Raw genomic sequence first — 19640 nt, 5'->3', positions numbered from 1 at the left:
ACAGGTTGCGCAACGAGGTGTTCCCTCAAAGGTCTAAAATGGGGGTTCAGAGGGGAAAGCTCATCAAGTAAAAAAACAAGTTGACAATACCCCGCAGAGTGTCACGCTCGCCTTACGCGTTGAAGGGCACAACCCAGAAGGAAAGCTCGCACCCGCCTTCGGGGAGGTTGCGCGCAGCGATGCTCCCACCATGTCGCGCCACCAGTTCCTTACAGATGTAGAGACCCAAACCCGTTGACTTCTTGGGCGTGCCTTCTCGCTCTACCTCTCCGGCTGAGCGATGATAGTACTTGTCGAAGATATGCGGCAGATCCTGCACGTTAATGCCCGGCCCTCTATCGCCCAGACGGAAGCTGAGCACACTTCTATTCCAGGCCCAAGCGAGCGAGATCGTTCCCCCCGCGGGCGTGAAGCGCAACGCATTCTCGAAGAGGTTGTCCAGCACTTGCCCAATGCGCTGCATATCCAGTCCAGCCCTACCTTCTAGCCCTGGCAGCTTGTCCACATGGTAATGGAAGGTGATACCATATTCGGCGCAGCGCAAGGTATAGCTCTCGGCCTTGCGTGCCAATTCGTCCTCCGGGTCAATCGGACGCGGCTGAAGGGTGAAGCCGCTCTGTTCAAGGGAGACTGCGGTCAGCATCAAGCCGAGAAGCTGATTAAGTTGCTGTACGCCCTCTTCCAGCGCGGGCAGATAACGTTCCAAGCGTTGCGCACGCTTCTCTGGTCGCACACTCGCCAGGCTCTCAATATGTCCCTGAAGAATGGTCACGGGCGTACGCAGATCATGCGAGAGGGTAGCGACCATCTCGCGCGCCTCCTCCTCCCTGGTCCACTCCTGTAGCAACGAGGACTGTAGCTGATTGCTAAGCTCGTTGAAAGCCCGGCAGAGGTCGCCAAGCTCGTCGGGTCCGTTGTAGGAGATGGCGAAGTTGAGGTCTTGCCGCTTGATCTTCTCCACAGCAGCCTTGAGTTCGCGCAACGGCGGACCATACCAGCTTGCCAGCCGTCGCCCAAACAAGACAGTCGTCACCAGGAGAGTAACAAGCGAGATCAGGATAGGAGCCAGGAAAAGCATACTCTGCAGAAGACTGACATACCACGCTAAATCCTCTCTATAGTCGTACGCCACGCGGACAAGCTGTAGGACCAGAAGCCCCTCGACATAGGCCGAGAGCAAGAGGATGATGCCCAGCGCGCTTAGTACGTAGAAGAAGAAGAGCTTCTTGATATCTGTGTGACGCTCGGTTCCCATTTATAGCCCACTCCCCAAATCGTCTTGATGTACTCCGTGTGCGCATCGACTCTTGCCAATTTGCTCCGGATGCGCTTGATATGCTCGGTTACGGTCTCCAGGTAGCTCTCCGTGTCATCCTGCCAGACTCGATCAAAGATCACATCGCGCGCGAAGACCTGCCCCGCATGGCGAGCCAGGAGGCAGAGTACCTCGAACTCCTTGCGACTCAAGGCAAGAGAGGTAGTCCCAGAGGAGACCTCGTGCCGCTCCATGTCAATGCTCAGCCCGCCGCTCTTGAGCAGCGCCATCCGCCTCTTCGGCTGCCTGTAGCGCTGCTCTCGCCTGAGATGCGCCTGCACTCGCGCGAGCAACTCACGGATGCTAAACGGCTTCATAATGTAGTCATCCGCACCCACACCAAAGCCCTGCACCTTATCAGCGTCGCTCTGCCTCGCACTGACGATCAGGATAGGGATGTGGAGATCCTCGCGCAGCACACGACAGACGCTAAAGCCATCCAGCCCTGGGAGTCCGATGTCAAGCAGGACCAGGTCAATCTGCTTCTCCCTCGCGAGCTTGAGCGCGTTCAGGCCATCTTCCGCGCTCAATACCGTATAGTCGGCATCCTCCAACGCATCTCGCACAAACTGAAGGATGCTCTTTTCATCTTCGACCAGCAGTATTGTAGCCATAGCCTCCCCGTTCATTGGAAAAGCCAGACATGCGGGCGCATATATCCGGCGTTCCATAGTATCATGTGAGCCTATTACGCAGAGTGTATCACATTTCCTTGCTCGCGTCGCTCGAACCAGAGGAGGCTTGCGAGCACGACCGCCAGCAACAGGAAGAGCGTTGCAACGAACACAGCATATATGAGATGCAGACCGGGCTGAACAGAGGGCGTGGTGAAATCCCCATGAAACTCGCTCCATATTGCTGTCAGCAGCATGTACAGGCGCAACGGCCAGGCCCAGGGGATGTAGACCCAGACACTCTCTCCCATGGAGGTAGCACCCAGCAAGGGACCGAGCAGCAGACCAACAGCCCCCAGGCCAATCGCCATTCCCATTCCCTTCGCGGTCGCAGCCCACATGTAGAGGACTTGCAACGGCAGGGTAAAGAGTGCTGTCCCCAGGCCAAGCAGCAGGATCACGTTCCACGGCACCGCGCCCTGAACATGCAACAAGACGCCTGCCAGGACCAGCACGACGCTCAGGATCAGCGTATGGATGAGCAGGTGCGCCGCCTGGACGAGAAACTTAGCCCCCAGCAGCATCGCGGGCGCGACTGGACGGACCAGCAACGCTTGCCAGTTGTTCTCTTGCATATCTAGATTGGCGGCGAGTGCGGCCTGAAGGGCTACCCCCCCGGCGGGCCAGAGAGAGAGCCATGCGCCAAAGGTAAACTGAAGCATGTTGTTCCAGTCCAGGCGGTACGAGACCGTCAGATACCAGCCCATGCCCAACATACAGGCAAGCGGGAAGAGCAGCGTGAGCCACAGGGCAGGCGTGCGCCGCTGCTTGAGCCATTCGGAAGCCAATGCGCGTAGAAACACCTACTTCACCTCCTTGCGCACGAACCAGAACGCGCCCACGATGGCGAAGAGCACATAGCCAACCAGCGCGACGCCTACTATCGGCAGGACTGGCATCTGCCAGAGCGGATCATGTGCTTGCAGCGGAATACCATTGGGCAGCACTCCCACAATTGGTACTGCCATGCGCAGGGGGACTGCCCAGGGAACGAGGAGCCAGTAGTTGCTGAGGCCTGCGACCGCCCCAGCGAAGAAGCCAAGCAAATTGGCAACAATCGCCAGGATGTAGCCGCCCATATAGGCGAACCAGAGCATGAGCGAGATCAGTGGAAGCGCGGCCATCCAGAGCATGAATGACGCCTTGCAGACTAGGAGCCAGGGAACCTCTCCTTGCAGTGCGATCACTCCCACCAGCAGCGTCGATACGATCAGTAGAAGCGAACTAACGAGCGTATGGATGGTCAGGACCAGCAGTTTCCCCAGGTACAGGTGCTCCGGCGCGACGGCACGCGCCCGTAACGCCTTCCAGGCTCTGGCGCGCTTCTCCACTTCCATAGAATGTGAGGCCAGCAGTGCGATCCCAAAGGGAAGCCAGATCAGCGGCCACCAGTTGAGGATTGACCAGAGATAGAAGCTCCACGCCCTCGCGTTCGGTGTCAGAAAGCGCAAGAGTGCTTCCAGGGCCACCAGGCTCACGGGCAGAACCGCTAGAAAGATCGGTGTGAATGTACGCTTCAGGCGTAGCCATTCGGCACGTAGAATATTGAACATCGAATATCTCCTCCCTCGCTGCGATTAGCGGTAATCACCGCTCTCAACGATCCGCAGGAAGAGCGCTTCCAGGTCATCCTGCGCTGCATCGACCTTTGTAATGGCAATGCCATGTTGCGTCAAGAGCGTCACGATGTGCGCGGTCTCGGCATTGGCCCCCGCGAGCAGGATCTTCGTCCCATTGCTCTGTACGTCCGGATAGGAGGTTCGCAGGAGAGCAACCGCCTGCTGCACCTGGAGGGTCTCGATCTCTAAGCGCTGCTGTCCATACTTCATTAGTTCCTGGAGCGTGCCCTGATAGCGCAACCGCCCTTTGCTGATGATGCCCAGATGCGTGACAATATGCTCAACTTCGGAGAGGATGTGGCTAGAGACCAGGACGGTCATGCCCTGCTCACAAAAGCGCTGGATCAGTTGCCGCATCTCGCGGATACCGGCGGGGTCCAGGCCATTCGTTGGCTCATCCAATATCAGGAGGTTGGGTTTGCTTAACAGGGCGGACGCGATGCCCAGGCGCTGTTTCATGCCCAGCGAGTACTGAGCGACCTTCTTGTCGCCCACGTTGCTCAACTCAACCTGTTCCAGGACCTCGTCTATACGGCGCTGTGGCAGACCCAGCAGATAGGTGTGGACTTTGAGGTTCTCACGCGCCGTCAGGTGCCCATAGAGCGAGGGCGACTCGATCAGCGTACCAATATGCCAGAGGTGTTTGCGCTGCCACGGCTCGCCCGCGATGAGTACTTGTCCGCTGGTGGGCCGCAGCAGCCCTACGAGATGCTTGAGCAGGGTAGACTTTCCCGCCCCATTCGGTCCGAGCAGGCCATAGATGGAGCCTTGCTCGATAGCCAGATCTATGTTCTCAATGGCTACCTGGGAACGGAAGTGCTTCGTCAGTTGTTGGGTTTGTACGATAGCGTTCATTGGGATAGCTCCTCCTTATCAGTTCGGAGCCTATCATACTGCCCAATTCTAAAGAAATCATAAACAGGCGTTCTTGGCCCTTGAGTATGAGCAGACCGGAATACAATGCTAAGCACTTAGCGTTGTATTCCGGGTTCTGACGCAAAGTTAGTGGTAAGCCCAACAATGAAAGCGGAGAACGCTCTTCCCGGCGACTGATCTTGTGAGGCCAAAGAGATCTGGCTTAATTTCCGGAAAAGCATCATGCTGCACACAACACCCGTATTCGCAGGAAATCGAACTTCGCCCTCCCATACATAGGCCCTTGAGTATTAACGGACCGGAATACCACGCTAAGCGCTTAGCGTGGTATTCCGGTCCGTTAATACTCAAGGGCCTAGGAGTGCAAGGAAATGAGGCGAGCCGAGTGGGAGTGTACATCTACGGACAAGCCTGTCATGCGGGAGTCTCTCCTGCTCTACCTCTATGTGAGTTTCGTCAGCCATGCATGTCCAGGATGGACGAGAGCAAGGGACTGAGCCAACCATTCTCGACGCTTTCCATCAAGAGCGGGGAGTGTTCTGGCGAAATCCACCTCGTCCTTAGGGCGCAGCCCCTTGGCTTTGTAGAACAACTGAATTTCTGGAGCAAGATAGGGAATGCCATCCTTGGTTACCGATCCCAGAGTAGAGAGAGAACCACGGATCTGTGCCGTGCGACGAGAAATCCATTGGTTATGGTCGGTGTCTATGACCATCAATTGGAGTGCCCAGGGATCACTCTCGTGCGGACGACACCAAATATCATGGACCGAAGCAGAGAGAGGCATGTCTTGTTTCCATTCTTGGAAAGGCCACGAACTGGGTAACAGTTCCGGATGCGCTTCTTGAACATCCCATCCCTGAAACTGCGCACGGATCTCGTGCTGATCTCGACGCAGAAAGAGGATATCGATATCCTCATGCTCTCGTGTTTGAACTCCGAGAAAGAGATCGAGTGCCCATCCGCCAGCGATCCACCAGGGAACCGTGAGCGTGGAAAAGAATTTGGCAACTTCCGCTGGTTGCCACGGCTGCCTTGGCCCAAACTGATTTGCCACGTTTGTCGTACCATACCTTTCAAACAGTATTTCCGTATTGACCAAGTAATCCTACCCAATGTAGCGACCGCACACAAGGTTTTTGCAACGGATACTGCGCATATATGTCAAGACTCATCTGGCTAGGTTTCGGGCTGATGATGGTTTCGTGCGAGATGCGCTCTGGGCTGACCTCCTGAATTTACAAGAACGGTGCGAGACCATCCGCCTCTGGAGCGGTTTCTCCAGATCTCGAATGATCTATTCCTCGGTTTCACGCCGATTTCCTTCGTTTCACCCAAAAATCCGCAGGAGTTTGGCCCGATTTACTACCAGGCAAGGGAGCGGAGGGCGCAAGAGGATGCCTGCATACTGGAGTGATTTCCGGTCACAACAGGTTCCACAGATCATTCTGCTCTTCTCAAAGAGTACCAATTTACAAGATATCGATGGAAGAAGCCAGATGCAGAGTGGTTTGCCCAGGCATATTCACGCCAATGCTCATGATTGGGGGCAAGTGCTCATGTTTGAGGGCAAAATCGGGCAAGCTTTTGGGTCATCAAATCGAGGCAGGAGACCCCCGCATTCATGCCTGATTCTTACCCACATTTTACAAAGTGAGCTTGAGCACAGACCTTTTCCATTGAAAAGGAAAGCACATCAACAGCGTTTCCAAGCTCACACAGGATATCAATTGTAAAATGTGGGTAAAAGACAGGGCTTTAGCCGTGGGGTCTGGTGACTTACCCGGTGTGATTTGGCGCTTTTCAGCGAGAAGGAACCCATGTGGAAGTCAGGGCACTGATCAAACAACAGGAGGTGCCAGGAGAAGCACAGATGGCACACGTTCTGGTTCTGCAAGGCGCAGTAATTCGTAGCCTATGCCTGACAGTCCCATCATAAGTCCAGGGGTCTCGACGTTTAGTGGCACTCCCATGCTCCATCCGTGCATACCGATACTGCCAAGGAGTTGCGCGGTAAGATGCTCTAGATGTTCACGGTATTTTCCAGTATCGAGCCTGCACGTCGCCAACAATACTGTCTCCAGGTTGCCACAATCACCGTGGTAAAGTGAGTGATTTGACCAACTATGTTCATGATTGAACTCAAAGCCTTCAGTAATGGTTGTTTGCAATGCCACTTCAATCTCCTCGCGGATCATTGCGTCATCGATATGTTGAAGTGACGCGATCCTACCAAGAGCGATGCCTGGCACACCTACAGTACTTGAGCCGTCGATAGTTAGGATCGTAGGTGTCATATGCAGGAAGTTGCTGGGCTTGTTTTCGCAAGCCTTGGGCAGCCTCCGTCTGTCCTTTTACAGTAAACTAGAAACAAGCCCTCTCGACAAAGGGCCGGAGCAAGCAGTACACTTGCTCATATGAACAGTCAAATCTGGAAAGCGAAAGCCTAGTTTGTCCATGCGGCTCGACCGATTAAGAAAGATCGTGCTTCGCTTTCCATCGTTCCTGGCAAAGCACTCATTGGAGAGTCGTGCTTCGAGCACCACAGTAAAAGGACTGCGCCCTTCCAGGAACCAGTATCTCCAACGAGGAGGACTTGATGTATGTGGTATGCAGGTGTCGATTGGGCGGATAGCCATCACGACATCGTCGTCCTTGACGAGATGGGGCATCGGCTCACCTCGTTTCGCATCATGCACACCCCGAAAGGACTCGACGAATTGACCAGCCGACTGACCGCCATCTGTGGTCAAGAGCACAAGGCGGAGCTGGCGTGCATTGTCGAAACCAATCGCGGATTGTTGATTACGAACTTGTTGGAAGCGGGTTTCGCCGTCTATCCGGTGAACCCCAAAACGGTGGATCGCAAACGCTCGGCATCGGGAGCCAAAACGGACCAGATTGATGCCTATCTGCTGGCAAAACATGGTCGTTCGGAGATCGCAGACCTGCGACGGCTGGAACCTGATAGCCCACTGATTGCCGAACTGAAAGCGTTGACACGGGATCAAGATGGCTTGATCCAGATGCAAACGCGCCTGGTCAATCAACTGACGGCGTGCCTCAAAGCCTACTATCCGGTCGTGTTGCATCTCTTTGGCAAAGTCCAACAACCTTCGACCTTGCACTTTTTGCAACGCTATCCTACCCCAACGGCAGCGATGGAGGCGACGTCGCAGGACATAGCTGCTGTGCTGAAGGAAAGTAGGCATCCAACGGCCGAGCAGACCGGGATGTGGATCGTGGAGCAACTGCATCAACCGCATCTGACTGCGGATGCAGTGACGACCCGCACGCGCGTCGCGCTTGATGCTGGCCTTGATCCGACAGCTCTTGCCAGTGCTGGAAGAGGTTGCTGCCTACGATCAGGAGATCGAGCGCCTTTTTTTGACCCATGCTGACAGTCATCTGTTTCGCACCTTGCCTCGTGCGGGCAAACGCCTTGCTCCTCGACTGTTGGCAGAATTGGGAGATGATCGTTCTCGTTACCGAGATGCGAGCAGCTTGCAGGCATTGGCAGGTACTTCGCCTGTGCCCTATGAAAGTGGCAACTATGCCAAACCTCATCGACGGTATGCCTGTATCAAACCCTTGCGCAATGCGCTGCATCAGTTTGCCTGGCAAAGTACGCACACCGAAGCCTGGGCCATGGACTACTATCAACGCAAACGGGCAGAAGGCAAAAGTCATAGTGTCGCGGTGAGAGCACTTTCCAATGTATGGGTGCGCATTCTCTTCGCGCTGTGGCTCAAGCGAGAGGAGTATCAAGCCATCATCTTTGAGTGCGCCAAACGTGAGCATGCGCCTCGTGCTGCTTGAGCACTGAGGATTCTGCTGGATCAGCCGGGATCGCCAAGAGGCAAAACAGCCGCCTGTTTTTTGCCTTTCAATCTGGCATACCTTTTTTTCACCATGCAAGCGGCGGGCTGTCAAGGAAAGCGAAGCGGCTTGACAGGCTGACGCGGCATGGTAGACTTTCTCATGCCAGATTGAAGCTGTTCCTTTCCTTTGCATCATGGCCTCTTTTCCCTCTCATTCCAAATTGGTCATTTTAGGGCTTGACATAGAGAGTCTTTCTTGAACCTTCTCTGTGCTCGGCTCATCAACTGAATATATTCCTTGTTGAGCTTGCGTTTGACACCCCTTGTGTATTGAGGAATGAGCACGGTTTCGACGAACCGATCCAATTTATCGAGCAGAATATTGCTGAGAACAGGACTGACAATCGAGCCTTGCAGAACCCCGCTCAGCGTTTGATTAAACTTCCAGTCCTCCAAATATCCTGCATCGAGGAGCTTTTTCATGAGGTGGAGAAACCGGCCGTCCTGGATCTTCTCACCAAGTGTTGCGAGGAGCAATTCGTGCGAGAGTGTTCCAAAACAGTCAGCTATGTCGCCCTCAATGATCCACGTTGTGCCTCCCCATGTGTGGTAGATGTCTTGTAGGGCTGTGTGGCATCCTCGTTTCGCGCGAAAACCATGTGAGTGTTCGCTGAATTGGACATCAAAGTAGGCATCCAATATCATACGGATGACCTCCGCTAGCACCTTATCCGACCAGACTGGCAGGCCTAATGGACGCCTTTTGCCGTTCCGCTTGGCTATGTACGTCCGTCGCGCTGGTTGCCATTGATACCGTTCGGTGCGTAGTGCCTCGATGATGGTAGCAATTTTTGCCAGCGACATGCCATCTGCTGTTTCGTCGGTGACGCCAGGCGTTAATGCGCCAGCATTCCTGTAGATTTTGCCATACGCGGAGAGATACAAGTTAGGGTTAAACAGTTGTCGATAGACGCGCTTGAGCGGCAGACCTCGTTTGCCTCGCTCTTGAAGAAGTCCCAGATACGTTTCGGTGCTCTGCATTTCGCATACCTTTCCGTGTGAGAACTTCACGATACCTACCCTGCACGCCGCTATCACCTGGCGTGCTCTGGCTCATTTTCATGAGCTGCCCCTTCACTGATGAGGGACCTCTTTGTCCTCGTTCAGCTAGTATGGGGGTTCCGTGACCTTGAGTGTCGCCACTTGTAGGCCATCCCGCTTTTGCACAGATGAAACGTTGAGTGCGTGTAGGTTCCCTTCTGTTCCTTCTCAGGCTCCTTGCCTGCCATTCGCTGGAGAGAGCCTTCCACATCCGGCTACAACTGATGTGTATTCCAGCGTCACCACTTAAGGTATGGTGTGATGGATATGGGCGGTATCGTGCGGAACTCAGGTTCGACAGTCCCAGTCTAACCATGCGCACAGGACTTGCAGAGCGACGACATACATAGTTGATCAAAGCATAACCATCTATTGCAATGATTATCCTTCTCACTTTAACCTACGCCTGTTTACCAAACAGCGGACTAGGCGGGAGGATGCACTACGAGCATCCTATGCACCTCTCTCTACTGAGAGATGTTCACTCGTGAGATGATTCCAGGAACATCTCTGGGGGATCCCAGAAGCTCAACTGGACGGGAGGCCCGGCATCCTGGATCCTCTGCTGATTCTGCTGTTTCCACGCTTCATGCCGCGTCATGAGGAGCGCCTTGACCTCCGAGGTCGAGCGACATGCCGCCAGTTTCCGATCCCCCCAGCGTCCCGCGAGCGTCTGTGCGGCTTTGCGGTCGGCCTGGTCTGCGTAACCACAGACCAGGCACTTGAAGGTTTTCTGGTTCGGCCGATTAGCGCGATCGACATAATGGCAGCGGGGGCATTCCTGAGAGGAATAGGCGGCTCGGACCGTGTGGGCTGCCATGCCCTGTTTGGCGGCGGCCCAGGCCAGCTGCTCTGGGATATGCCCCAGGTGAGAAGCATACAGATAACTGTTCATCACCCTTGCTTTGAAGCGCATCGAGGCCACATTGAGGTCCTCATAAATGAGTCTGGCATCTCGATGATCTTTGACCAACGCATTGACCGCCCGGTTGATCTCTTGCTTGACGTGACGGCTCAAGCGTTGCGACGTTTCAGAACTTGTCGAAGGAAGCTTGCCCTTTGGGACGCCTTTCTTTTCCAGACAGGCTCGCAGTTTCGCCTTGCGGCGACGCTTTTCCCGATCGTGCTTGTGCTGTCGGGCCATCTTGCCATGAAAACTGCCATACGCTTTATTGGTGGAGGTCGTGAGGAAATGGGCAATGCCCACATCGACGCCTACTGTAGGGGCGTCAGGCTTGGTTTGAAGAGGAACGTCCTCGTCAAAGGAGAGCGTCAGCCACCAGACTCCATTGCGCTTGTGAAGTGTTGTGGATGCATTGAGCGTGCGGCCTTCGAGTGCTCGTTTGTGATAGGAGGCGAGTTTGACTGGGACTCGAAGCGGATTCCCGACATCTAAGGTGGACACGCGCAGCCAGTAGTCGAACGTGGAGTCCTCCGACTTCTCGAGCACCACCACGTTGACATTGGCTTGGATGACTGGCACACGCAGCACAGGGAGATCCCATTCGGTCCAGGTCGGTTCGCGGCGTTTGAAGGCGGACATCCGGCCTTCCGCCTGAGCTTTGGCCTTGGCCTGAGCGTAATCAGCCACATCTTCCAGGTATGCCTGATAGGCGTTCGCTCGATTCGTGCGAAAGCTTTTGGCAATGCCTGCGGCTTGCTGTATTGTCACTCGATGCAAGCGGTCGGAAAGATCGGTTTTGAAGACGGTTTCTTGGTACTTGTCCGGGCTTGTCTCGGCCTCGCAAAACAGGGTGGTGTACTGTTGGCACAGCGGCAAGTAAACCGCCACAAGCTGATCGAGCGCCTCAAGTTTGCCAGGATTGGCCTCAATGAGACGGATATGGGTCACCGCTCGAGTGATGGTCTGCTTCGTCTTCTTTTTGCGCTTGCGCTTTTTTTTCTCATCAAGCGAGGCTTTTTGGGGCTTCTTGCTCACGAGCGGGTCCATTCTGCTGCAAAGCCGCTAGCACTTGTTCCGTCTTGCGTTTGGCTTGTCTGCGACCATAAAGACGAGCACAAAACGAGGGAATGATGCTGATAAAATCGCCCATGAGATCATCGTCGGCGATATCAGCGGTGTTGACGATGACCAGTTTCCGTCCTTGCATAGCCAACAAGGTCTGAATATAGGCCACGCCAAAGCGAGAAGCGCGATCTTTGTGTTCAACCACGATCTGCCCGATTTTGGGATCTGCCAGCAGCGCCAGAAACTTGGGCCGCTGATCGTTGATGCCACTGCCGCACTCTTTGACGACTTTGCTGACCGACCAGCCTTGGGCATTGCACCAGGTCACCAGCCGCTCGGCTTGCCTTTCCAGGTTGTCTTTGTTTTCGCTGCTTGAAACACGAGCATACACAGCGACGGCGTGGACCGGAACCGAGCGAAGCTCTGGCGGATCAATGATCACGGTGCCGGTGGGCAATTGATAGCCGGGAATCTGGCCGCGTTTCCACATACGCCAGGCGCTGTTATAACTGATCCCAATCTTCTTGGCATAACTCGATAACTTCATACATCCAAGTATACTCTATCTGCTTGAGATATGCAAGAGATGATGATACTTTGTGATGGTTGCTTATACAAAATGGATACCTTCTCCCGCCCTCCGCTTTATGGACATGCTGTTGTTCTCTTCAGGTTTCCCTTCTAAGTAAGTCCTCATCCTAGAGGTTATTGCTCTCAACCTCTCCTGTCTCAGGCAGGAATTCCATCTGCACCGACGCGGCGCACGTAGCCCACCCACGTCGTGCTGCGCTTTTTACTGTAGTGAGCGTCTCCGTCGTAGGGAGAGCCGATGTAACGCGATGATGGTGGAATATTGTCAGACGAACGCCAACGAACTCTCTCTTCAATCCGTTGGTAATTTTGGATCCAGACCTCTCGCAAGATATCGACAGCTGGAACCTGACGGAGCCACTGAGGAGCCATGGGATCATACAAGGCATCAAGCAATGCTCTCCCTTGTTGTCCGATTACTTCAGCAAAAGCGACTCGTTCAGCTTCTCCCACAGGCGAGCGCGAATCTTTACTCCGAGGCCCATACTGTTCCACCCATTCTGGCTGACTATGAGCACGTAGCCAATCGGGAGCCGCCACTGCCAGGCTGTTGAGGGCAGCACGCATCGTTTCCCACACACAGAGCACCCGATTGAGCGCGCGAATCTTTGCGAGCACATGGGTAGAATCGGTGCGTTGTCGTCCACGCGCTTTGAGCCAGCCTTTCTGTTGAAAGAGCGTGAGCATGCTCTCAAGCAAGCGATGTTCAGCCTGCTTCTCGAGAAGACGCGTGCGAAATTCAGAGAGCACCGAGGCATCAAATCCAGCGTCGGTGAGATCGAGGCCCAGGAGATATTTCCAATCGATCCTCCCTCGCACTGCATCGGCAGCTTGCCGATCAGAGAGATTCTCTACAAATTGCATGACTGTGACCAGGGCCAGTCGCCAGGGAGCTTCAGCTGGTTGTCCTTCTTTAGGGAAAAGATCCTGAAACGCTTCATCGATGTACATACATCCCAACACATCGCGCATCTGCATGTAAAGATTTCCTTTGGGGTAGGCTGCACGTGCAACTCGGGCGGTTTCTTGAGGTACTGGTGCCATCGGTTGCGGTTTGAGTGACATCGATTGTTTCCTCCTGGCATTCCCTGGCCGTTTTTTCCTTCCTTTGCTTCTTTCTCTCTTTCAGTATGATCGCTTGCTCCAAGGTTCGCCAGCAGTATCAAATCAGTGCCAGGCCCAAATTTCAAAGAAACCATGCGTCGCAGCCGCACCACCCGGCATGGAACTGAGGATGAGACGACAAAAAGCTCTTGCTATCCAGGAGTTCCAGACGAAGCGTCATGCACCGTAGGTGCACCATTCAGAATGAAAAAGAATTCGATGGACGAAGTTGGTACACTACGGAGGAAAGATCCCGATACTAAAAACGATGGAAATAATAAGGCAGTCAAGCTTGAAGACGAAGCTGTCTTCGGGTGTCTGGAAGAACCACTCATTGTTGCTTCCATCAGGGAAGCACGTAGAGGAAAATCTCATGTGGAAAGACGCCCTGTTGGTGATCTTTCAGAGCAAGCGTCGAATCAGTTTTCAGGAGGAACATCTCTGGAAGTCGTGTCCCCACAATGGAGGTGAGCTGTAAGAGAGGAACTGACTCCTTTTCCATCGCAAATAAACAGAAGATTCAACAACGGCTCGTTCGCCCATTGGAACGCCTAGGTAATACGGTCATCTTGCAGCCTTAAGCCAAGACAACCCCTGCCTAAGCACTCTTACATCATCTGAACAATTGACGCGGAAGGTTCAGATCTGAGGGAGAGATTTTTGTCTCTCGTGCCAGGTTTTCAGAGGAAATTTACACTACTCTGCCCCTGGTGACAGATCAGTAACCGCCCTTGCCTGAAGGAACTCTCGGCAACGGCAGGAAGCTCAATGGTCTACAAACTACCAGCGCATGGCTATGCGCTGGTAGTTTGTAGATACGAGCGCTCGCGGCCGAATGTGGGCGCGTTTCCCACGCAAATGGTTAAAAAGCCAGCGTAGCGCTACCCCTGCTTGAAGGTGCCAAATTCATCTCTCGCGCCACCTCGGAACACGCCCGGGGAACTTTTCATCGCCCAGCCGGTGGCAGACATCTTTCAGCCGCTCGTAGGCGCCCTGCCATTCCAGATCGGCGAGCGTTTCCTTCAATGGCACATCCTCGCGCAGCATAGCCAGTTTGCGGAAAAGCAGCGCCTCAGCCCAGTGCTGTGCCAGGCTCTCAGCCAGGCGCGCCGCGCGGCTGGCGCTCAACCCCCAGGTTTGCGGATCTGCAGGGATCGCCTCGAGGTGCTCGTATTTTGCAAGCACGGCCGCCGCGGATTTTTCACCCCAGCCCGGGATGCCGGGGAAGCCGTCGGCCGCATCGCCCACCAGCCCCAGCCAGTCGGGGATCGACTGCGGGCGCACGCCAAATTTCTCCACCACGCCCGCCTCATCGATGAGAATATCGCGGCGGCGGTCCCAGCCAACGATGCGGCTTCCAGAGACCAGCTGGGCCAGATCCTTATCCGGCGAGCAGATCACGATCTGTTCGACCCCAGCTTCGTTCTTGAAACGGGCGGTCGCGCTGGACAGGGCATCGTCAGCCTCGAACTCCACCATCGACCAGACCACCAGCCCAAGCGCGGAAACAGCCTCTTCGGCCAGCGGGAACTGGGCTATCAGGTTGGAGTCAACGCCCGCGCCGGTCTTGTAGCCGGGGTACTGGTCGTTACGGAAGGACTCGATCACGTGATCGAACGCGCAGGCCACGTGGGTGATGCCAGGCGTAGTCAAGAGCATCAGCAGGCTGCGTAAAAGGCCCAGCGTAGCGCCGACCTCGCGCCCATCTGGTGCCTTGCGCGGCGGCGCGCCAAAGTGGCTGCGAAACAGCTCATAGGTACCATCCACTAGGTAGATCTTCATAGAATATCTGGTGCTCCTCCCATAATTTCAGAATTGTCCAGCCTCTGCTAAAATAGACATCACCATAGGGCAAGATAAATGATGTCATCTGTATACTTTTAACGATCTGGATGATCGGTGCATACATTGCTGTCTCGTCGTTTATCTTATCACGAAAGGCACATCCGTTGTTCTCATCTGGACGAGCTGCGCCGCTCTGGCTACCATCATCTTCACGTTGTAAATCCCAACATTGAACGGGAGAAATCTGCATAACTTTGCGGGCCGTTGGAGGCTCAGGAGTCTCTCTCCAGACCAATTGCTTGTTCAGGATAGCTATGCAGATTTCTCCCGCTCAATGTTGGGATTTACAGCGTAGAGACCTGATGCGTCCTTTTAGCGACGAGCCTATGCCAGGCGAAAACGACAACACCATGACCCTCTGACGCAGATACCCTTGTGAAGGATATCGTGGCTCTGACAGAGGTTTGCTGATAAGCTGATTGTGATTTTACCCTAATTCTGGCAATAGCTCTTACCCATATCGTGGCAGTAGCTTGAGGCCAGAAGCGGCATTATATTGATGTGGTAATAATTATTATGGAGGATATTCTGGCAGCGATTCAAATTTGTGATCCATATTGCGGCAGTGAATAGGTTTGCCTGAATTCAGGCGAAAAAACCGCAATCGGAAGCTGGTTTCACTGCCACAATATGGGTAATTTGCCAGATTATGATTCACTTGGCTGAAGAATCACGGCCAGTACCGCTGCAATTCATACGAACATGATCAGCAATATACCGCGCATCCCAATCAGGCTCTCATCGTAGCATTCCAAATGCTCATGCATATTCATTGGGGAACGACGGCCAGCGCGAGGCCGCCCAGGCAGACCAAGACTCATATCCAGGAGGGGCGTCTTCCAGAATGGTACCATTCAGCTCAGCTTCATCTGGTTCGTTTTCGTTAAAGAACGCACGCCATTTCGTCAGTTCTTCTTCGCTCATCTGCCATGTCTGGTCCGGTGTCTCTGCAAAGCGGTTTTGGACGCGCTTCCGTTGCGTTTTTGGGTCAATAGGCAAATAAATCACTTGGCTTTTCGCTCCTATTTGCTTGGCGATCCATCTCAGAGACGACCGTTCGTCTTTGCTCCAAAATCCGAAATCCAGGATGACGTTGGTATGAAGCTGAAGAGCCCGCAGAGCTATCCAGATCAAACGACCTTCCAGGATATCTCTTGTTGCCTGATTATTTCTTCCAAACAACGTTTTCATCCACTCATCAGGGGTAAACCGCAAGGCAGAGGCTTCCACTTCTAATTGCCTGGCTTTTGTTGTCTTGCCAGCACCTGGAAGCCCTACTATGAGATACAATATTGCAGGTTCTTTCATACCTGTATTATGGCACATTGAGGGGCTGTGATGGCGAGTCTATCCTCTTGGCGTTTGTTCGGTTTATAAATCGCTCTGAAAAAAGTAAAATCCACTCAGACTCAGAAACTGGTTGTGAACCATATTTTGCCGGTTGCTCATTTGGAAAGGACCTCTGTGATACTGTACGTATCAATTCAATGGTGTTTTCATCGATAGAGCTTCCATCCAGACTATTGGCTGCTTGAGAAACATCTACGAATCAAAACGGCCTGTGAACTATAATGTGCCGATGTGCTTATGAAGTATATTATAGGCCGAAAATGCCAGGATATGAGTAAAATTTCACTGATCAACGAGAAATTTCAGCCGTTGTTTTATGCTCTCACAGGAAACGACTTTATCCTGATAAGCTCATCATTCACCAAAGTTGTGTCAGACCGACGTAATTTCAAAGAAACCATGCGTCGCAGCCGCACCACCCGGCATGGAGCTGAGGATGAGACGACAAAAAGCTCTTGCTATCCAGGAGTTCCAGACGAAGCGTCATGCACCGTAGGTGCACCATTCAGAATGAAAAAGAATTCGATGGACGAAGTTGGTACACTACGGAGGAAAGATCCCGATACTAAAAACGATGGAAATAATAAGGCAGTCAAGCTTGAAGACGAAGCTGTTTTCGGGTGTCTGGAAGAACCACTCATTGTTGCTCCCATCAGGGAAGCACGTAGAGGAAAATCTCATGTGGAAAGACGCCCTGTTGGTGATCTTTCAGAGCAAGCGTCGAATCAGTTTTCAGGAGGAACATCTCTGGAAGTCGTGTCCCCACAATGGAGGTGAGCTGTAAGAGAGGAACTGACTCCTTTCCCATCGCAAATAAACAGAAGATTCAACAACGGCTCGTTCGCCCATTGGAACGCCTAGGTAATACGGTCATCTTGCAGCCTTAAGCCAAGACAACCCCTGCCTAAGCACTCTTACATCATCTGAACAATTGACGCGGAAGGTTCAGATCTGAGGGAGAGATTTTTGTCTCTCGTGCCAGGTTTTCAGAGGAAATTTACAATAGGTCGCAGAACGTGAGATCTATCGTTGCGAGCGTTTCTTTTCTTCCAGTGCTTCCAGCTGTCATGATTGACAGAAGTGCAGGGGGGACGATATGCTCACAATAGGTTCGATGGTGAGGTACCTGGATTGGGAAGTTTTTCAGGTGAAAACAATCAACCCCAACGGAAAAGAAAAAAGGGTATGAATGTCATACGTGAGCAAGGAGGCCTTGAAAAGACAATAGACCTATCAGGCAAGCAGATAGAAGCGTATCGCATCCATGCGGAACCAAGATCTTTAGCACTCAACTCTCAATTGAGGATCCGCTTGACCCACCGAGGCATTCATATTGCGTTTCGTGAAGGGCAGATCATATCGCTTGAGGCCTATTTCGAGCGTCAAGCAGAGGTCTCGTTCTACCGCCAATACTATGGTTTCTCAGAGAAGCGCATTCGTGCTGGGCTTATTCATGTACTGGAATATCGACGTACCGAGCATGAAAACATTGAGGACAAAAAAAGCATGCTTGTGCCACTATGGCCTGGACACATGCTTGCCAAAAGTTGTGAGGCGTTGCACCAGGGGGAGCCAATTCAATTGGAACCAATAGAACTCCATGCGCTCAATGCCTTTTCTTTTTTAAGCCTCGCTACGCTCTACATTCAGGAACATTTCGGTGGCTGCCTGGCATTCATGAATTTACTGGGTACAAGCGTTGATATGCAAGGAATCAACGAACCTGCGCTAAAGGAGGGCCAAGAGGTGAGTCCATTATTCGCTGGCGGGCTTATGCAGTTTCTTCTCAATTACGTCTTGAATCGTGACAACGCGCGAGATGACCTGGATGCGTTTCGTTCCTATCTAGAGAGGGCAGGCATGGCCTCGTTGGCAGCGCCACTTTTGCTCAGTGAGCGCCACAATTTGCATGAATAGTCTTTGTGTTTTTGCTTTCCCGTCAGACGCTGGCTTGCTCGTATTTTAACTAAACCGGCCGCGAATTCGTCATGTGCCTGCGTCGCCGTGTTGTCGAGTGGTCCTGGAAGGCCGAGGGCGCCGATGCAATCGATGGGAAGTTTGGTATGAGGTTGAAGGACAGAGATTGCCCGTTGTGGATCTGGTTTTTCTTGCTGCCTTTCATAACCCTCTGTTGAGTCGGTGGTTTCAGGTTGTCGTGTTTATGCTTTAGGGGAGATCGAGGCCGTAATCAGTGATGTGATAGCGACCGTCGAGGGGGGAGCGTTCGACGACGCAGTAAGGTTCAAGCGGTGGGAGGTCGAAGGAGGGAGGATGCTGTTGGGCGAGCCAGGTGGCAAGAGCTTCTGGGAGGTCGGGCATGTGTGGAGCGAGCCAGGCAACGAAGTCCAGGGCCTGCTCAGGCGTCAGATGGATATGGCGCCCATCGGGGAGCTGTATGTCCAAGGGGGTGTCCATCGCCATAGGGATCTCCTTACGTTGAACAGCGTGAGAGGGTCGACGGGTCTTTCTCTTCAGAGTATACCGCATTCTTGTCTCTCTCAAGCTGTGTGAGAGGACAGATGAGAGTCTATATTCATAGTATAGTGAGACGGTTTCACTGTGTGATTCTTTGCTCTTTTGGCCTGCTCATCGATCTTGTGGGTGCGTCTGAGTCAAGAGCAGAAGGTGCTGGGAGCGCGATCGCACTTTGGAGAAGAACATCAGGCGCGCGTGGGCTTTCCTGGTGAGGTCGCCGCAGGCTGATTTTATCCAGGTCTGGGGTACCTGGTGTACCAGTGGCGGTGAGCGCTGGTTCGGTTGTTGGAATGCTTGTTCAGGGAGGATGTTGTATGATGCAAGAAGACGCAAGGTCTCAGGAGGAGGTTGTCGCTCGTCTTCACAGTTGGCGATGCATCACCGCCGCCAGAGAACGGCGCTGTTTGTCTTGTTTGCAGCCACTGCCAAAGAAGGCGGAGAAATGGTGTCCAGCGTGTCGCGCAGCACATCTCTCCCCTGCTGCGCAGGCAGCGCGGGACGCGTTACGAGGCCTGCATCGGCAGCGCATTGGTGAACTGGATCCCCAGGTAGTTGTGTCAAGCATCAACGAGGTGCAATGCGTTGTAACTTTTCTTACCAAGCTCTTGCGACCTTATCCAGGGGAGCGGTTGGTTCCGACAGAGAGACTCAGGGACGTGGTGCATACGTTGAGGCGCCTTGCCCGGGAGCAGCCCTGGCTCAATGATTTTCCCTATCATATCGACCGCTTTCCTCTGTATACGGCGGAGTTATTGCTATGGAGTCACCCCAAGACTGAATGCGTTGCTCTTTCCCCTGGGGTCATGCAACGAGCGAGGAGTTGTTTGCTTCCGATCATCATCGAATTGAAACAGTGTTCTGTTTTCTCGCTTTGAAAACAGGAGGACAGAAGCAGACGTT

Annotated in this window: 16 protein-coding genes and 3 pseudogenes; 5 read left to right on the top strand and 14 right to left on the bottom strand. The window is 53.4% G+C overall.

Going from position 1 to position 19640, the window contains the following annotated elements; genetic code table 11:
- Positions 1-112: 112 nt before the first annotated feature.
- The 7 genes and pseudogenes from KRAC_RS01870 to KRAC_RS01835 form a co-directional block, all read right to left on the bottom strand.
- A complete protein-coding gene (locus tag KRAC_RS01870) occupies positions 113-1255 on the bottom strand; it encodes a HAMP domain-containing sensor histidine kinase (RefSeq protein ID WP_007904064.1) in 1143 nt (380 codons plus the stop codon).
- On the bottom strand, positions 1201-1929 hold the full coding sequence (locus KRAC_RS01865) for a response regulator transcription factor (protein ID WP_052567858.1): 729 nt from the start codon (positions 1927-1929) through the stop codon (positions 1201-1203). Before KRAC_RS01865 ends, KRAC_RS01870 begins: the two co-directional genes overlap by 55 nt.
- 74 nt (positions 1930-2003) lie before the next feature.
- Positions 2004-2792 (bottom strand): lantibiotic immunity ABC transporter MutE/EpiE family permease subunit, encoded by a 789-nt coding sequence (locus KRAC_RS01860; protein ID WP_007904062.1) that lies wholly within the window; start codon positions 2790-2792, stop codon positions 2004-2006.
- The gene (locus tag KRAC_RS01855; RefSeq protein WP_007904061.1) at positions 2793-3542 is read right to left on the bottom strand and encodes a lantibiotic immunity ABC transporter MutE/EpiE family permease subunit; all 750 of its coding nucleotides are present in this window, start codon (positions 3540-3542) and stop codon (positions 2793-2795) included.
- 225 nt (positions 3543-3767) lie between these two features.
- A pseudogene (locus KRAC_RS01850) lies at positions 3768-4463 on the bottom strand (lantibiotic protection ABC transporter ATP-binding subunit); the annotation flags it as partial.
- Between the two features lie 463 nt (positions 4464-4926).
- A complete protein-coding gene (locus tag KRAC_RS01845) occupies positions 4927-5541 on the bottom strand; it encodes a nucleotidyltransferase domain-containing protein (RefSeq protein ID WP_040441750.1) in 615 nt (204 codons plus the stop codon).
- A gap of 784 nt (positions 5542-6325) precedes the next feature.
- Entirely contained in the window at positions 6326-6781 is a 456-nt protein-coding gene (locus tag KRAC_RS01835) for a lanthionine synthetase LanC family protein (RefSeq protein WP_040441749.1), read from the bottom strand.
- 306 nt (positions 6782-7087) lie between these two features.
- On the opposite strand from KRAC_RS01835, the pseudogene KRAC_RS01830 reads away from it, so the two are divergent.
- Positions 7088-8303, top strand: a pseudogene (locus KRAC_RS01830) (IS110 family RNA-guided transposase).
- A 263-nt stretch (positions 8304-8566) separates the two neighbouring features.
- On the opposite strand, the pseudogene KRAC_RS01825 reads toward KRAC_RS01830, so the two are convergent.
- From KRAC_RS01825 to KRAC_RS01810, 4 genes and pseudogenes are all read right to left on the bottom strand, one after another.
- A pseudogene (locus KRAC_RS01825) lies at positions 8567-9346 on the bottom strand (reverse transcriptase/maturase family protein); the annotation flags it as partial.
- Between the two features lie 541 nt (positions 9347-9887).
- The gene (locus tag KRAC_RS01820) at positions 9888-11345 is read right to left on the bottom strand and encodes an RNA-guided endonuclease InsQ/TnpB family protein (protein WP_040441748.1); all 1458 of its coding nucleotides are present in this window, start codon (positions 11343-11345) and stop codon (positions 9888-9890) included.
- Positions 11314-11922: an IS607 family transposase gene (locus tag KRAC_RS01815; RefSeq protein ID WP_007904049.1), complete on the bottom strand. Its 609-nt coding sequence runs from the start codon at positions 11920-11922 to the stop codon at positions 11314-11316. Before KRAC_RS01815 ends, KRAC_RS01820 begins: the two co-directional genes overlap by 32 nt.
- A gap of 182 nt (positions 11923-12104) precedes the next feature.
- The gene (locus KRAC_RS01810; protein ID WP_007904048.1) at positions 12105-13031 is read right to left on the bottom strand and encodes a transposase; all 927 of its coding nucleotides are present in this window, start codon (positions 13029-13031) and stop codon (positions 12105-12107) included.
- Between the two features lie 258 nt (positions 13032-13289).
- Between KRAC_RS01810 and KRAC_RS75250 the strand changes: the two genes are divergently transcribed.
- On the top strand, positions 13290-13541 hold the full coding sequence (locus KRAC_RS75250) for a hypothetical protein (RefSeq protein ID WP_244421925.1): 252 nt from the start codon (positions 13290-13292) through the stop codon (positions 13539-13541).
- 435 nt (positions 13542-13976) lie between these two features.
- Here the strand turns inward: KRAC_RS75250 and KRAC_RS01805 are convergent, their stop codons facing one another.
- Together KRAC_RS01805 and KRAC_RS01800 are read right to left on the bottom strand one after the other, a co-directional pair.
- On the bottom strand, positions 13977-14852 hold the full coding sequence (locus KRAC_RS01805) for a 5'-3' exonuclease (RefSeq protein ID WP_007904045.1): 876 nt from the start codon (positions 14850-14852) through the stop codon (positions 13977-13979).
- Positions 14853-15674: 822 nt separating this feature from the next.
- Positions 15675-16223, bottom strand: coding sequence for a P-loop nucleotide/nucleoside kinase family protein (locus KRAC_RS01800; RefSeq protein WP_040442674.1), 549 nt, complete (start codon positions 16221-16223; stop codon positions 15675-15677).
- Between the two features lie 312 nt (positions 16224-16535).
- Here KRAC_RS01800 and KRAC_RS70575 point away from each other — a divergent pair, with 312 nt between their 5' ends.
- A complete protein-coding gene (locus KRAC_RS70575; protein WP_157506261.1) occupies positions 16536-17042 on the top strand; it encodes a hypothetical protein in 507 nt (168 codons plus the stop codon).
- A gap of 408 nt (positions 17043-17450) precedes the next feature.
- Entirely contained in the window at positions 17451-18182 is a 732-nt protein-coding gene (locus KRAC_RS01795) for a hypothetical protein (RefSeq protein WP_007904034.1), read from the top strand.
- Between the two features lie 249 nt (positions 18183-18431).
- Here KRAC_RS01795 and KRAC_RS01790 read toward each other — a convergent pair whose 3' ends face one another.
- A complete protein-coding gene (locus KRAC_RS01790) occupies positions 18432-18686 on the bottom strand; it encodes a hypothetical protein (protein ID WP_007904031.1) in 255 nt (84 codons plus the stop codon).
- A 368-nt stretch (positions 18687-19054) separates the two neighbouring features.
- Between KRAC_RS01790 and KRAC_RS70570 the strand changes: the two genes are divergently transcribed.
- Entirely contained in the window at positions 19055-19615 is a 561-nt protein-coding gene (locus KRAC_RS70570; protein ID WP_007904030.1) for a hypothetical protein, read from the top strand.
- Positions 19616-19640 lie beyond the last annotated feature (25 nt).

This window comes from Ktedonobacter racemifer DSM 44963 (genome assembly GCF_000178855.1).
GTDB classification, from domain to species: domain Bacteria; phylum Chloroflexota; class Ktedonobacteria; order Ktedonobacterales; family Ktedonobacteraceae; genus Ktedonobacter; species Ktedonobacter racemifer.
This window is presented reverse-complemented; position numbering and strand designations above follow the sequence as displayed.